11 protein-coding genes are annotated in these 13,468 nt (G+C 66.1%); 2 read left to right on the top strand and 9 right to left on the bottom strand.

Features of this window, described 5'->3' with window-relative positions:
- Positions 1-2: 2 nt before the first annotated feature.
- The 8 genes from ACVIYL_RS41415 to ACVIYL_RS41450 all read right to left on the bottom strand — a co-directional run bounded on the left by ACVIYL_RS41415 (position 3) and on the right by ACVIYL_RS41450 (position 10,351).
- The gene (locus ACVIYL_RS41415) at positions 3-1,553 is read right to left on the bottom strand and encodes an ABC transporter substrate-binding protein (protein ID WP_456781317.1); all 1,551 of its coding nucleotides are present in this window, start codon (positions 1,551-1,553) and stop codon (positions 3-5) included.
- 18 nt (positions 1,554-1,571) lie between these two features.
- Complete coding sequence (locus tag ACVIYL_RS41420; RefSeq protein ID WP_456781318.1) at positions 1,572-2,576, bottom strand: ABC transporter ATP-binding protein; 1,005 nt, start codon at positions 2,574-2,576, stop codon at positions 1,572-1,574.
- Positions 2,573-3,649 (bottom strand): ABC transporter ATP-binding protein, encoded by a 1,077-nt coding sequence (locus tag ACVIYL_RS41425; protein WP_456781319.1) that lies wholly within the window; start codon positions 3,647-3,649, stop codon positions 2,573-2,575. Before ACVIYL_RS41425 ends, ACVIYL_RS41420 begins: the two co-directional genes overlap by 4 nt.
- Complete coding sequence (locus ACVIYL_RS41430) at positions 3,649-6,081, bottom strand: CaiB/BaiF CoA transferase family protein (RefSeq protein ID WP_456781320.1); 2,433 nt, start codon at positions 6,079-6,081, stop codon at positions 3,649-3,651. Before ACVIYL_RS41430 ends, ACVIYL_RS41425 begins: the two co-directional genes overlap by 1 nt.
- A gap of 173 nt (positions 6,082-6,254) precedes the next feature.
- Positions 6,255-7,544 (bottom strand): amidohydrolase family protein, encoded by a 1,290-nt coding sequence (locus ACVIYL_RS41435; RefSeq protein ID WP_456781321.1) that lies wholly within the window; start codon positions 7,542-7,544, stop codon positions 6,255-6,257.
- A 103-nt stretch (positions 7,545-7,647) separates the two neighbouring features.
- The gene (locus ACVIYL_RS41440) at positions 7,648-8,673 is read right to left on the bottom strand and encodes an ABC transporter substrate-binding protein (protein WP_456781322.1); all 1,026 of its coding nucleotides are present in this window, start codon (positions 8,671-8,673) and stop codon (positions 7,648-7,650) included.
- Between the two features lie 44 nt (positions 8,674-8,717).
- Positions 8,718-9,494, bottom strand: coding sequence for an ABC transporter permease (locus ACVIYL_RS41445; RefSeq protein WP_050425957.1), 777 nt, complete (start codon positions 9,492-9,494; stop codon positions 8,718-8,720).
- Positions 9,495-9,496: 2 nt separating this feature from the next.
- Positions 9,497-10,351 (bottom strand): ABC transporter ATP-binding protein, encoded by an 855-nt coding sequence (locus tag ACVIYL_RS41450; RefSeq protein WP_076824349.1) that lies wholly within the window; start codon positions 10,349-10,351, stop codon positions 9,497-9,499.
- A gap of 201 nt (positions 10,352-10,552) precedes the next feature.
- Between ACVIYL_RS41450 and ACVIYL_RS41455 the strand changes: the two genes are divergently transcribed.
- Positions 10,553-11,311, top strand: a complete 759-nt coding sequence (locus ACVIYL_RS41455; RefSeq protein WP_456781323.1) for a GntR family transcriptional regulator — start codon at positions 10,553-10,555, stop codon at positions 11,309-11,311.
- A gap of 162 nt (positions 11,312-11,473) precedes the next feature.
- Here ACVIYL_RS41455 and ACVIYL_RS41460 read toward each other — a convergent pair whose 3' ends face one another.
- Positions 11,474-11,893 (bottom strand): nuclear transport factor 2-like protein, encoded by a 420-nt coding sequence (locus ACVIYL_RS41460; protein WP_076824328.1) that lies wholly within the window; start codon positions 11,891-11,893, stop codon positions 11,474-11,476.
- Between the two features lie 155 nt (positions 11,894-12,048).
- Here ACVIYL_RS41460 and ACVIYL_RS41465 point away from each other — a divergent pair, with 155 nt between their 5' ends.
- Complete coding sequence (locus ACVIYL_RS41465; RefSeq protein ID WP_456781949.1) at positions 12,049-13,311, top strand: amidohydrolase family protein; 1,263 nt, start codon at positions 12,049-12,051, stop codon at positions 13,309-13,311.
- Positions 13,312-13,468 lie beyond the last annotated feature (157 nt).

Consider the following 13,468-nt stretch of genomic DNA (forward strand, 5'->3'; position numbering starts at 1 on the left):
GCCTAACTCCCGAGCCAGACGTCGTCGTATTTCGGCTTGCCAAGCAGGTTCGGCCGATAGCCCTGCACCTTCTTGTTCATGGCGACCAGCTCGAACTGGAACGCCAGCGGCGCGACAAAGGCGTTCTCCATCACCAGCCGCTGCACGGTGGAGAACGCCTTGCGCCTGGTGTCGATATCCTCCGAGGCGCGCGATTCCTTGATCGCGGCCTCGAGCTCGGCCGGCACCGGCGCGCGGCCGCCATTGTAATAGGCGTCCTTGGTGAACATCAGCGAATAGGTCAGGCTCGGGTCGGGCCGGCCGGTCCAGGCCGAGAGCAGCCCTGCCCCCTTCTTCTCCGGACCGAAGAAGGCGGCAGAGGCCTCCGCGACCGGGGCGTTGACGAAGCGCGCGTTGATGCCGGCCTTGCGCAATTGCTCGATCAGGATCTCCTGACGCTGCACCGAATCCTGGTCCGGATAGCCGCCGAACTCGATTGGAGTGCCGTCCTTGAAGCCGGCCTCGGCGAGCAGCTTGCGTGCCTTGTCGGGATCATAGGGATAGAGCTTTGCGACCTCGGCGTCATAGGCCCAATGCGCCTTCGGCAGGTTCATGTAGGCCGGCTCGGCGAGGCCGGCGAGCGCGGCCTTGACGAAGGATTCGCGGTCGATCGCGAAGTTCAGCGCCTGGCGGACCTTGATATTGTCGAATGGCGGTTTGGCCCAGTTCAGGAAGATCTGGAACACGTAGAGCGTCGGGCCATGCACCACCTTGACGCTGGAGGCGCGCTCGATGATCACCTTCTGCCGCGGCGGCAGCTGGTAGATCAGGTCGTTCTGCCCGGCGGTGACCGAGCGGGCGCCGGTCGTGAGCTCGGGAATGATCGAGATCTCGATGGCGTCGGGAAGCGGCCGCTCCGGCTTCCAGTATTTCTCGTTGCGCTTGACCACGATCTTCTCGCCGTCGGCCCAACTGACGAACGAATAGGCGCCGGCGCCGACCGGCTTGCGCGTCACGACGCCGCCCTCGGCCGCCTTCAGCGCCGCCGGGGACACCATCATGCCGGCGCGGTCGGAGAGAATCCCGGGCAGCGCGGTATCGGGTGTCTTCAGCTTCAACGTCACCTGCTGCGGGCCGGTGACCTCGACCGCGGCGACCGAGAGCAGATCGGCCTTGATGTTCGACTTCGCATCGCTGCGGCTGCGCTCGAGATTGAACTTGACGGCTTCCGCATCGAGCGGCGTGCCGTCATGGAAGGTGACGCCGGCGCGGATGTTGAGCACCAGCGTGGTGGGGTCGGTGAACTTCCAGCTTTCGGCAAGGCCAGGCTTCGGCTTCAGTGTGTCGAACTCCCATTCGGTCAGCGTGTCGTACATGGTGAACAGGAAGGCGTGGTCGGAGCCGGCGCCGCCGGTTGCGGGATCAAGGCTCGACGGATTGGCGGGCGCCGAGATGCGCAAGGTACCGCCCTTCTTCGGCGCGCCTTCCGCAAAGGCTCGGCGGCCGCCGAGCGTGGTGCTGGCGAGTGCGCCCGAGATCAGCGCCATAACCTCGCGTCGTGTCGTCATCGTCATGGCGCTTCTCCGGTGTTCTTAGTTCGATGAAAAATTCGGGCGGTCGGCGAAATGGCAGGCCACCCAGTGATCGGGCTTCAGCTCGCGCCACTCCGGCACGCGTTCGGTGCAGAGCGGCTGCGCGTGCGGGCAGCGGGTGCGGAAGCGGCAGCCCGAGGGCGGATCGATCGGGCTCGGCACCTCGCCCTGCAAGACAATGCGGCTCTCCTGCCGCATCGTGGACGGCAGCGGCCGCGGCTCGGCCGACAGCAGCGCGATCGTGTAGGGATGCAGCGGTCGCTCGGCGACCTCCTCGGTCGGCCCGAGCTCGACGAACTGGCCGAGATACATCACCGCGACGCGCTCGCTGATATGCGAGACCACGGCGAGATCATGGGTGATGAAGACGTAGGTCAGCCCGAGGTCGCGCTGCAGATCGGCAAACAAGTTGAGCACGTCGCCGCGGATCGACATGTCGAGCGCGGCCACCACCTCGTCGCAGACGATCAGTTTCGGCTTGAGCGTCAGCGCGCGGGCGATCACGACGCGCTGCTTCTGGCCGCCGGACAGCTGATGCGGATAGCGCGCGCCGAACTCCTGCGGCAGGCCGACGCGCTCCAGCGCCTCCCGCGCCTGCCGCTCGCGCTCGGCACGGCTGCCCACACCTGCGAGTTCCAGCGGCTCCAGCACCGAGGCCAGGATGGTCATGCGCGGATTCAGCGCGGCGTTCGGGTCCTGGAAGATGATCTGGTAGTCCCGGCGATGGTTTTGAAACTCCCGGCGTGGTAGCGCCGTTGGATCGATGCCGTCATGCAGGATGGCGCCGGCGCTGGGATTGAGCAGGAACACCAGTGCGCGGCCGATCGTGGTCTTGCCTGATCCGGACTCCCCGATAATGCCAAAGGTCTCGCCGCGGCGGACGTCGAAATTGACGCCGTTGACCGCCTTCACGGTGGCGCGGCGGTCCGAGGTCTGGAAGCGGACCTGAAGGTCGCGTACCGAAACGATGGCGTCGCGGCGGGGTTCGGCAGCGGCTGTGGTCATTGCGCCGCGACCTTCGCAGCAACCGGCGCGCCGGGCGGATGCAGCGCGCCCGGCAGATTGAGTTCGGCAAAGCGCCAGCAGCGCACTCTTCTGCCGCCGCCGGCGTCCTGCAGCTTCTGCTCGGCCTCGCAACCCTTCACCGCATGCGCGCAGCGGGCGCGGAAGCGGCAGCCGGCCGGCATCTCCGCGATCGACGGCACCCGGCCCGGGATCGACGGCAGCCGGCCGTGGCGCGGGCTCAAATGCGGCAGCGAGCGTAACAGTCCCGACGTGTAGGGATGTAGCGGCCGCACCAGCGCCTCGTCGACGGTGGCGTCCTCGATCACCTCGCCGGCATACATCGTGATCATCCGCGTGCAGGTCTCGGCGACGACGCCGAGATCGTGGGTGATCAGCATCAGCGCGGTCTTCGAGATCTCGCTGATGTCGCGCAGCAGCTCGAGGATCTGCGCCTGCACGGTGACGTCGAGCGCGGTGGTCGGCTCGTCCGCGATCAAAAGCTGCGGCCCGCAAATCAAACTCGCCGCGATCATCACGCGCTGGCGCATGCCGCCGGACAGCTGGTGCGGATAGTCGTCGATCCGCCGCTCGGGCGAGGCGATGCCGACGCGGCGGAGCATCTCCAGCGTTTTGGCGCGCGCCTCCTCATGGGAAACATCGGTGTGGACGCGCAGCGTCTCGGCGATCTGGTGGCCGACGGTGAAGACCGGGTCGAGCGCGCTCATCGGCTCCTGGAAGATCATCGCGATCCGCTTGCCCCGGATCGCGCGCATCTGCCGCGCGCTGCAAGACGCCAGATCGACGCCGTCGAACAGGATCTTGCCGTCGAGCCCGGCAAAATTGCCCGGCAACAGCCGCAGGATCGACAGACCGGTGATGGTCTTGCCGCACCCGCTCTCTCCGACGATGCCGACGCGCTCGCCGGGCGCGATGTCGAAGTCGATGCGGCGCGTCGCCTGCCAGACGCCCTGCGCGGTCTTGAAACGGATGCCGAGCCCGCGCACGGACAGCAGCGGCCGCGCGCCGTCGCGCGCACCCTCCACCTTGCGCTGTGCCGGCTGGCTTGCCTCCATCAGCCCGCCGCCCGCTTCTTTTCTTTCACCAGCTGCTCCTCCATCAGCATCTCGGTGCCGATGATGCCCTCGCGGGTGAGCTCATCGAGCTCGGCGTCGGAGAGCCCGAGCATGCCGCCGAGGATCTCGCGGTTATGCTCGCCGAGCGTCGGCGGCACCGAGCGGATCGCGAACGGCCCATCGCTCTCGCGAAACGGCATTGACGGCTGCGGATGCCGTCCGATGAACGCGCGGTCGACCTGCTGGATGAAGCCGCGCGCGTGGAGCTGCGGATCCTCCAGGAGATCGATCGGCAGCCGCGCGACGCCGGAGGCAACGCCGGCAGATTGCAGCGCGGTCATCGCCGCATCGGCATCGCGCGCCGCGGTCCAGGCCGTGATCGCAGCCTCGATCTCGGCCTCGAGGGCGCGGCGGCCCGCGGCCGTCTTGAGCGTCTCGTCGGCCGCCCAATCCTCGCGGCCGAGCAGCCGCGCGAGCTTTGGCCACATCGCGTCGGCGGACACCGCGACGACGATCCAGTTGTCTTCTCCGGCGCAGCGAAAGCAGCCATGCGGCACGAAATCCGGATGGCGGTTGCCGTATTTGGTCGGCGGCTTGCCACTGGTCGAATGCGCGACGATCCAGGGCGCGGCGAACGGCATCATGCATTCGATCTGGGCGAGATCGATGAATTGCCCCAGCCCCGTCAGTTTGGCGTGGATCAGCGCGGTCAGCACCGCGGCGGCGCCGTTGAGCCCGCCGACGGCATCGCCGAACGCGGTATGGCTCATGACCGGCGGACCAGCGGGATCGCCGACCACGCTGGGCAGGCCGGAGCCCTGCTCCAGCGTCGAGCCGTAAGCGCGACAGTCGCGATGCACGCTGCCGGCACCGAACGCCGACATCGACATCATCACCAGCTTTGGATTGATCTTACTCAGCACGTCGTAGCCGAGGCCGAGCTTGGGCAGCACCTCGACCGAATAATTGTCGACCACGAGGTCGGCATCGGCGAGCAGGCGCTTCGCCAATTCAAGCCCCTTCGACCGGGTCAGATCGAGCGTGATGCCGCGCTTGTTGCGGTTCATGATGCAGTAGCGCACCGACTTCTCGTACATCTGCTCCAGCACATAGGCCGGGCGACGGTCGACGCCGCGCCACCAGTCCGGATACTGGGTCGCCTCGATCTTGATGACGTCGGCGCCGAGATCGGCGAGCGTGCGGGTGCAGATCGGCCCGGCCCAGCCCATCGAAAAGTCGACGACGCGGATGCCCTCGAGCGGCAAGCGATCGGTTGCAGCGGGCTTGGGCGCTGGCACGCGCGGCGCAGCCTCGCGCCTCGCCTGCTGCTCGCCGAGATCAGGCACCCGGCCGCCGCGCAGCGGCGGCGTTGCGGTCAGCCGCTGCATCGTGCCGGCGGAAAAGCCGGTCTCGTCGCCGATGGTGATCGGGACGATGGCACCGCGGGCGCGCTTCTCCTCGTCGGCGATGAGATCCGCGACCTCCGGCACCGGCACGATTGGAATCTTGCGCTTGAGCCCTTCGGCGAACCATTCCTGCGCGGTACGCTGCTTCAGCTTCGGCAGGATCTTGGCTTCGATCTCGGCGACATGGCGCAGCCGGTCGCCCCCCATGACCAGTGTCGGATCGTCGCGCAGCTCGTTGAGCCCGAGCATCTCGCAGAACGCGCGCCACTGCGCCGGGGTCACCGTGGTGACGCCGAGCCAGCCCTGCTTGGTCTCGTAGATGCCGACTGGAAAAGTCGGCCAGAACCGGTTGACGCCGATCCGCCGCATGATGTCGCCGCGCTGGAATGCCTCGAACATGATGTATTCGGTGACCGCGATAGAGGCCTCGAACAGGCTGAGATGGTTTTCGCGCCCGCGCCCATCGTGCATGCGGCCGAGCACCGACGAAGCGGCCGCGATGAAGCCCCACAGCCCGCCCAGAATGCCGGTCTGGAAATCCGGCGCATGCATCGGCGGCCCCTGCTCCGGACCGACCAGCTTCACCAGTCCGGTCAGCGCGCGGATCGTGGAGTCCGTCGCCGCGAAATTGGCGTAGGGACCGCGATCGCCGAACCAGGCGAGGTCGAGATGGATCAGGCCGGGATGGTCCCGCCTGATCGCGTCGAGATCGATCTCGGGACAATCCGCCGCAGCGATGCCGCGCCCGTCGAGCAAGATGTCGCAGCCGGCAATCAGCTCCCGCAAGCGGGATGCCGCGCCCGCATCGCGCGTGTCGAGGACGACACTCGACTTGTTGAAGTTGAGGAACGCAAACCACGCGCTCCGGCCTTTGGGCGTCAGCGGCGCGGTGCGGCGAAGCGGATCGCCCTGCGGCGGCTCGACCTTCTGCACATCGGCGCCGAAATCGGCAAACAGCCGCGCGCAATAGCTCGTCGCCGCAGCACTTCCGATCTCGACAATCCGCAGATGCGACAACGCGCCCATCAGGCTTCCTCGCGACACATGACCAGCCGGTGACAGCGACTGATTCAGTTTTCTTGTTGGGTGAACTTGAAGCCGCGCGACGAGTGTGATGCAAGTGGAATTTTCTTCCGCTTGACGGAATTAGCGAGCGTATGACCGAAGCTGCTGCTCAGCGCGAAGCGAAGATTGTGCAGCTAATTGCAGGTGAGCTGCGCTTCGAACCAGTGTTGCACTGAGTTCGACAATCGCGGCCATGCGCGCAAGACATGCGCGTATGTGGCCGCGCTCGCGCAGGTGATGCCGCGCAGTTCCTGCTCAATGGCGGGAAGATCAACACCGAGGCACCGGCCGGCCCTGGCGACGGTGCGACCATCGACCACAAGCTCTGAGATCAGCGACGCATTGCCGCGCGCGAACAAGAGGTCGAGCGGATCGGCATCGAGAATCTGATCACCCTCGAGGCGATCGAGATCGATGCTGACGAAATCGGCCGGCGCACCGACCGCGAGCTCGCCGGTGCCCGGCGCGCCGGTGGCGCGGCGGCCGTTGCGGATCGCGAGCGTGAAGAATTCCTGAGCAGTCCATGTACGCTTGAAGCCGAGACCACCGTGCATCATCTGCACCAGCCGCATCTCGCGCAGCAAATCGTCATCCTCATCGAGCGCCAGGCCATCGACGCCGACGGCAATTCCGCAACCGCAGGCGTGCGCCGCGGCGATCGGCGCGAGCCCCGAGCGCAGATGCAGGTTGGAGGAAAAATTGGTGACGATGCGTGCGCCCGACGCCGCGATCATCTCGAGCTCGTCGGGCCGAGCGTGGATGCAATGCGCGAGCGTCAGCCGCTCCGAGAGGAGGCCGATGTCGCGGAGATAGCGGGCGATGCCGCCGGGAAAATGCCGATCGGCCCAGGCGCGCTGGTAGATCGTCTCGAGCAGGTGCATGTGGATGCGACGGCCGGTCTGCGCCGAGTTCTCCGCGACTGCTTCCAGCAGCGGCTCCGAGCACCACTGCACGCCGGCCGCTTCGCTGTCGCCATAGACGATCGGGTTCTGGTCGCGCACCGCGACGGCAAAGGCGATGCGGATGCCGACATCGCCGGCGGCGCGCGCGATCGACTTGACTTCCTCCACGAGCGGCATGGTGCCGCTCGGGCGGGTGTAGGGCACCATCATCGCGGCGCAGCCGGCCTGCGCCGCGCGTCCCAGCGCTGAGGCCGCGGTGAGATAGGGATCGACGGGCGTGCCGACCACCGTGCGCAGGATCCAGCTCTCCAGCGGCATGCCGACCGCCCCGAAGCTCGAGGCGCGCGGGCGGGCATGGTCGTGGGCGTTGACGAAGGCGGGAAGGATGAGGGAACGCGGGCCTGTCGCCGGGCGCGCGGCTTCGGAAATATCGGTGATGACGCCGCCGTCGTGACGGAGCACGACGTCGTTGCGGATGTCGTGGTCAGAACCGCAGAACAGACGGGTTGCCGTGACGTCCATCGGTCCCTCCGCCGTCATTGCGAGGAGCGGAGCGACGAAGCAATCCATCTATTCCCGTGCCGAAGAATGGATTGCTTCGCTTCGCTCGCAATGACGAGTAAACTTAATTCGCCGTATACACCAACTCCCGCTCCGCGCGCGGCGGCAGGAATTCCCGCGAAAACACTTCGGCCGGGGCCGGCGTGCGGGTGAGCTGGTAGCCTTCGACGATGAAGCCGATGGCGCGGGCCATGCGGTCGTCCCTGACGTCGCCGATGCCGATGTCCTTCATCTCCGGCGAGACGATCAGCTTCTCGAAGGAGTATTGCAGGCGGCGCTTCTCGACATCGACATTGATCAGATTGTCATAGTTCAGCGCCGCCTTCATGGCCGCGTTCTGATCCTTGGCTACCGCGATCGCGCCCTTGTTGATGGCGCGGACGAGTCCGGCCACCGCCCTCGGGTTCGAGGCGATCAGCTTGCGCGAGACCATCACGCCGTTGGAATAGAGGTCGAGCCCGTAATCGCCGAACGAGAACCATTTGAAGTCCTTGTCGGGGTCCTGGCGGTTCAGCACCAGGTTGAAATAGCTCGTGATGTTGAACACCAGCGCGGCGTCGATGTCGCCCTTGATCAGCATCGGCTCCTGCAGGTTCGGCGCCATGTTGGAGACCTTGATCTTCTCGCCATCGAGCCCGTTCTTGTGCACGAACACCGGCAACAGCCGCGTGGTCGGCGTGCCCTGCGCGCCGCCGAGCGTGTGGCCCTCGAAATCCTTGATCGTCTTGATGCCGCTCGAGTTCTTGGCGACGATCGCGAATGGCGGCTGGTTCCACATCATGTAGACCATGACCGGCGCATCCTGCGGCTTGGTCGCGGCGTTCTGGATGATCGCATTGACGTCGCCGAAGCCGGCTTCATAGGCGCCCGACATGATGCGCGTCACGGTCGCGCCGGAGCCCTCGCCCTGGTCGATCACGACGTTGAGGCCTTCCTCTTTGAAGTAGCCGTTGTCCTTGGCGTAGAAGAACGCGGCGTCCGAGCCTTGCGTCTTCCAGCCCAGCGTGAACTTGATGGTGGTTTCCTCGGCGCGCGCGGGACCGGCGATCAGGGCCAATCCCAACAGCGCGGCGCTTACTTTTCTCAGCATCGAGATCTCCTTAAGCTTCATTGCTTGACGGTTGACGAAGTGTCTCAAGTGGCGATGACATTGTCCTTGCGTGTCGCCCAGCCGGTGACCTGGCCCTCGATCAGCGAGAACAGGACGTAGAGCGCGACGCCGAGACCGGCGAGCACGAACAGCCCGGCGAACACCAGCGGCACGTTGAAATTGGAGGACGCCGTCATCATGACGTTGCCGATGCCGCGGTTTGAGGCGACGGTTTCCGACAGCACCGCGCCGACGAAGGCGTAGGAGACCGCGACCTTCAGCGAGGCGAAGAAGAACGGCATCGTCCTCGGCAGGCCGACATTCCAGAGGATGTCGAACTTGCTGGCGCCGAGCGCCTTCAGCACGTCCTCGAGCTCGGGTTCGGTGGTGGCAAGACCGGTGGCGATATTGACGACGATCGGGAAGAAGCAGATCGACAACGAGGTCAACACCGCCGGCACGGTGCCGGAGCCGAACCACAGCACGAAGATCGGCACCACGGCGACCTTCGGGATCGACGAGAAGCCGACCAGCAGCGGATAGCAGGTGTCGTAGGCGGTTTTTGACACCCCGATCACGGCACCGAGCGCGACGCCGAGCGCCACGCCGAGCACGAAGCCGATCATGGTGGTGACCAGGGTCTGCACGATGTGCGGCCACAGGATCGGGAATTTCTCGAACAGCGTGACGAAGATCTGCGACGGCCGCGGCAACACGAGATCCGACATCCCCGTCATCAGGCAGAACAATTCCCAGGCGACGAAGAACAGCACGATCAGGGCGGCGGACCAGGCCTTCTGCCTGATGTCTGACACGGACATGGTCAGGCTCCCTCGCGCGCCGCGCTGCGCGCATCGACAATGAAGGCGCGGAGCTTCTGGTTGAGCGCGACGAAGTCAGGCTCAAAGGTCATCGCCACGGTGCGCGGACGGGCGAAGTCGACCCTGGAGTCGTCGAGGATGCGGCCGGGCCGCGCGCTCATCACGCAGATACGGCTGGCGAGGAAGCCGGCCTCGCGCAGATCATGGGTGACCAGCAGCACGGTCGGCCTGTGGGTCATCCAGAGCTGCTGAAGGATTCCCCACAGCTCCTCGCGGGTGAACTGGTCGAGCGCGCCGAACGGCTCGTCGAGCAGCAGCATGCGCGGCTCGTGGATCAGCGCGCGGCACAGATTGGCGCGCTGGAGCATGCCGCCGGAGAGCTGCCAGGGATAGCGGCCGCCGAACCCCTTCAGCCCGACCTGCTCGAGCAACGCATTGGCCTTGTCGCGGAACTCGGTCTTGCGCAGCTTGCGGAACTGCGAGCGGAACGGCTCGACGATCTTCAGCGGCAGCATGATGTTCTTTTCGATCGTCATCCACGGCAGCATGGTCGGGTTCTGGAACGCCATGCCGACCCGCATCGCGCGCGCCGCGACCTCGCGGCCCCCGACGATGACGACGCCGGTGGACGGCCGCGCCAGGCCGGAAACCAGCCGCAGGATGGTGGACTTGCCGCAGCCGGACGGGCCGACCAGCGCGACGAACTCGCCGTCGGCGATCCGCAGCGTGGTTGTCGACAGTGCCGGCACGGCGCGGGCGCCGCGGCCGAAGGTGACGGAGGCGTCCGACAGCTCGATCGCGGTCGGCGCGGATCCGGCGGCCATCGGCTCGCCGGCAAATTCGGAGTTTGGTTGCATGCGCATCACGAGCAAAGTGCATGCAAGCCGGATGCCAGCGGCAGCCGCGTTGAAAATCAAGGAGATCGCGCGTTCCCCGCATCAAAGGCCGGATTCCTTTTGGGCAATCCGTAGCTCAAACTGCATGCAATTCGAGCGCCCGATTGCTTTGGCGGTATGATAAAGAGGCGTTCGAAGCACCTTCGAGAGGGATTCGCGGCAATGGCGGGGCGCGCCGACAGCAGCAAGACGGCTGAATCGTCAGACAAGGTCAGCGTGATCTGCCGCGCGCTGCGGCGCGCGATCATCGAGCAGGCGCTGGAGCCCGGCGCCAAGCTGCCCGAGGATTCCCTCGGCGAGCGCTTCGGCGTCAGCCGCACCATCGCACGGCATGCGCTCGGGCAATTGGCGGCGGAAGGCCTGGTCGAGCTGCGCCGCAACCGCATCGCCGTGGTGGCGACGCCGAGCTGGCAGGAGGCGCGCGATGCCTTCGATATCCGCATCGAGCTCGAGCGGCTGGTGGTGCGGCAACTCGCGGGCAAGCTGACCAAGGCGCAGATCGCCGAACTGAATGCCCATGTCGACGCCGAGGATCGGGCCCGCGACGGCACCGACGCGGTGTCGATCCGGCTCGCCACCGAATTCCACATCCTGCTCGCCCACATGACGAACAGCCCGATCCTGGTGCGCTATGTCAGCGAGGTCGCGTACCGCTGCTGCCTGACGCTGTCGCTGTACAGCCGGCCGCATTCATCGGAATGCGCGATCAACGAGCACCGCGCGATCATCGCCGCGCTGGCGAAAGGCGACGTCGACAAGGTGATGGCGCTGATGCACGGCCATCTGGATTCCGTGGCGACCCGTGCGCTGGTCGCGCCGAGCCCGCAGCGCGGCCGCGATCTGCTGGATATTCTGGCCCCCTATGCCGACGAGGCAACCGGCGAAAAGGTGGTGAAGCTGCCGAAGGCCGCGCGGCGCTGATGCTCTTACCTCGCCCCGCCTGCGGGGAGAGGTCGGATCGCATCGCAGATGCGATCCGGGTGAGGGGGTACAGGTCTATCCGCGGCCGATACTCGCGGATGCAGCCCCTCACCCCGACCCTCTCCCCGCAAGAGCGGGGCGAGGGAGAACTGGCACCGCTTCCTACGCCTCGATCCCCCGCTGCATCAAAATCCGCTCGGCGCTGTCGTTCCAGACGTCCATCTTGACGATCTGCCCGCCCCGCACCACGAAGCGGTCGACATAGCGGTTGCCTTCGAACGGCGTGCCGTCGGTCCATTCGCCGTAGAGCGTGCCGACGCTATAGACGACGGTCTCGTCCGTGCCGGGGCAGACATCGAAGCGGTCCATCTTCTTCTTCACCCAGCGATAGCGCTTCGCGTTGAAGCCGGTCGGCCCGCGCGGATGGTCGAATTTGCGCCCGCCGGTGAAGGTGATCACCGTGCCCGGCTTCATATAGGCCGCAGCCGCATCCGGATCGGGGATCATCGACGCCGTCAAATAGGCCTCGACGATCTCGGCATCGGACATCGGGCGGGCGTCGGCTTTGGCGGGTGCGGACATGGCGGGTCTCCGGGGATAATCAGGACTCTACAATCTGGTCATCAAAGTGTATGCATATTTTTTAGACAATCGAACCATAAAACTGCACACAATCTGGTGCTGCCGGATCCTGGCCGTTCCGCTAGGCTCAGACCACCCTGATGTTTCCCTCGCCGATGATCGCGAAACCTGCCTTCGACCTCGTCTTCCGCAATGCCGTGACGCGCAGCTCTGCCGCCGCGGTCGATATCGGCATCGCCGGCGGCAGGATCGCCGCGATCGCGCCGCGCCTCGTGTGCGAGGCGGTCGAAGTCGACCTCAACGGCCGGCTGGCGTTGCCCGGCTTCGTCGACACCCATATCCATCTCGACAAGGCCTGCCTGCTCGGCCGCTGCGGCCACGATCACGCCAGCCTCGGCGAGGCGATCCGCGCGGTATCGGCGATGAAGCGCGACTTCACGATCGAGGATGTCCATGCGCGCGGCTCAAAAGTGATCGAGCGCGCAATCACGGCGGGCACCACGCGGATGCGGACGCATGTCGAGATCGACCCGAGGATCGGGCTGCGCGGCTTCGAGGCGGTCAAGGCCTTGAAACGCGACTATGCCTGGGCGCTCGACCTCTCGCTCTGCGCCTTTCCGCAAGAGGGCCTGACCAACGATCCCGGCGCCGACGAGCTCTTGGTCGCGGCGCTCAACGACGGTGCCGAGGCGGTCGGCGGCTGCCCCTATGTCGACAGCGATCCGAACGCGCATATCGCGCGCATCTTCGACCTCGCGCAGGAGTTCGACGTCGATGTCGACCTGCATCTCGATTTCGACCTCGATCCCTCCTGGTGGCACATGGAGGAGGTCTGCCGGCAGACCGAGCGGCGCAACTATCACGGGCGCGTCGCGATCGGGCACGCCACCAAACTCTCCGCGCTGCCGCCTGATCGGTTGAAGAAAGCCGGCGCTCGGCTCGCCGAGGCCGGTGTCGCGGTCACCGTGCTGCCGGCGACCGATCTCTATCTGATGGGCCGCGACGCCACCCACAACGCGCCGCGTGGGCTGACCGCCGCGCACCGGCTCGTCGCCGATGGCGTGCTGTGCTCGGTCGCGACCAACAATGTGCAAAATCCCTTCACGCCGTTCGGCGATGCTTCGCTGCTGCGGATGGCCAATCTCTACGCCAATGCGGCGCATGCCGGGATCGGCGAGTTCGACGCCTGCCTCGATCTCGTCACCGACCTGCCGGCACGGCTGATGAACCTGAAGGATTACGGCATCACGGTCGGCAATCCCGCCGACATCGTCGTGCTCGATACCGACAGCGGAACCAACGCCATCGCCGAGCTGCCCGACGTGCTGATGGGCTTCAAGCACGGCCGCAAGACCTTCGAACGGCAGCGGCCGACGCTGTTCCGGCCTGGCACCGAGATGTTTGTCCCGTCATCCTGAGGCGCGAGCTCTTGCGAGCCTCGAAGGATGCACGGCCCCGTGAGATCCACACGGAGAGAGCCGGGCCGTCGACCCTTCGAGACGCGCGCAAGAGCGCGCTCCTCAGGGTGACGGTGAACGAAGAGGCGAGTGCCGCCTTGCCAATACGCATTGTCGC

Source organism: Bradyrhizobium sp. USDA 3315 (genome assembly GCF_054056795.1).

What these genes read in the sequence shown, in the direction of transcription:
- ACVIYL_RS41430 (WP_456781320.1), bottom strand. Translation starts at nt 6,081, where the DNA reads ATGGGCGCGTTGTCGCATCTGCGGATTGTCGAGATCGGAAGTGCTGCG.
- ACVIYL_RS41435 (WP_456781321.1), bottom strand. Translation starts at nt 7,544, where the DNA reads ATGGACGTCACGGCAACCCGTCTGTTCTGCGGTTCTGACCACGACATC.
- ACVIYL_RS41440 (WP_456781322.1), bottom strand. Translation starts at nt 8,673, where the DNA reads ATGCTGAGAAAAGTAAGCGCCGCGCTGTTGGGATTGGCCCTGATCGCC.
- ACVIYL_RS41455 (WP_456781323.1), top strand. Translation starts at nt 10,553, where the DNA reads ATGGCGGGGCGCGCCGACAGCAGCAAGACGGCTGAATCGTCAGACAAG.
- ACVIYL_RS41425 (WP_456781319.1), bottom strand. Translation starts at nt 3,649, where the DNA reads ATGGAGGCAAGCCAGCCGGCACAGCGCAAGGTGGAGGGTGCGCGCGAC.
- ACVIYL_RS41460 (WP_076824328.1), bottom strand. Translation starts at nt 11,893, where the DNA reads ATGTCCGCACCCGCCAAAGCCGACGCCCGCCCGATGTCCGATGCCGAG.
- ACVIYL_RS41465 (WP_456781949.1), top strand. Translation starts at nt 12,049, where the DNA reads ATGATCGCGAAACCTGCCTTCGACCTCGTCTTCCGCAATGCCGTGACG.
- ACVIYL_RS41450 (WP_076824349.1), bottom strand. Translation starts at nt 10,351, where the DNA reads ATGCAACCAAACTCCGAATTTGCCGGCGAGCCGATGGCCGCCGGATCC.
- ACVIYL_RS41445 (WP_050425957.1), bottom strand. Translation starts at nt 9,494, where the DNA reads ATGTCCGTGTCAGACATCAGGCAGAAGGCCTGGTCCGCCGCCCTGATC.
- ACVIYL_RS41415 (WP_456781317.1), bottom strand. Translation starts at nt 1,553, where the DNA reads ATGACGATGACGACACGACGCGAGGTTATGGCGCTGATCTCGGGCGCA.
- ACVIYL_RS41420 (WP_456781318.1), bottom strand. Translation starts at nt 2,576, where the DNA reads ATGACCACAGCCGCTGCCGAACCCCGCCGCGACGCCATCGTTTCGGTA.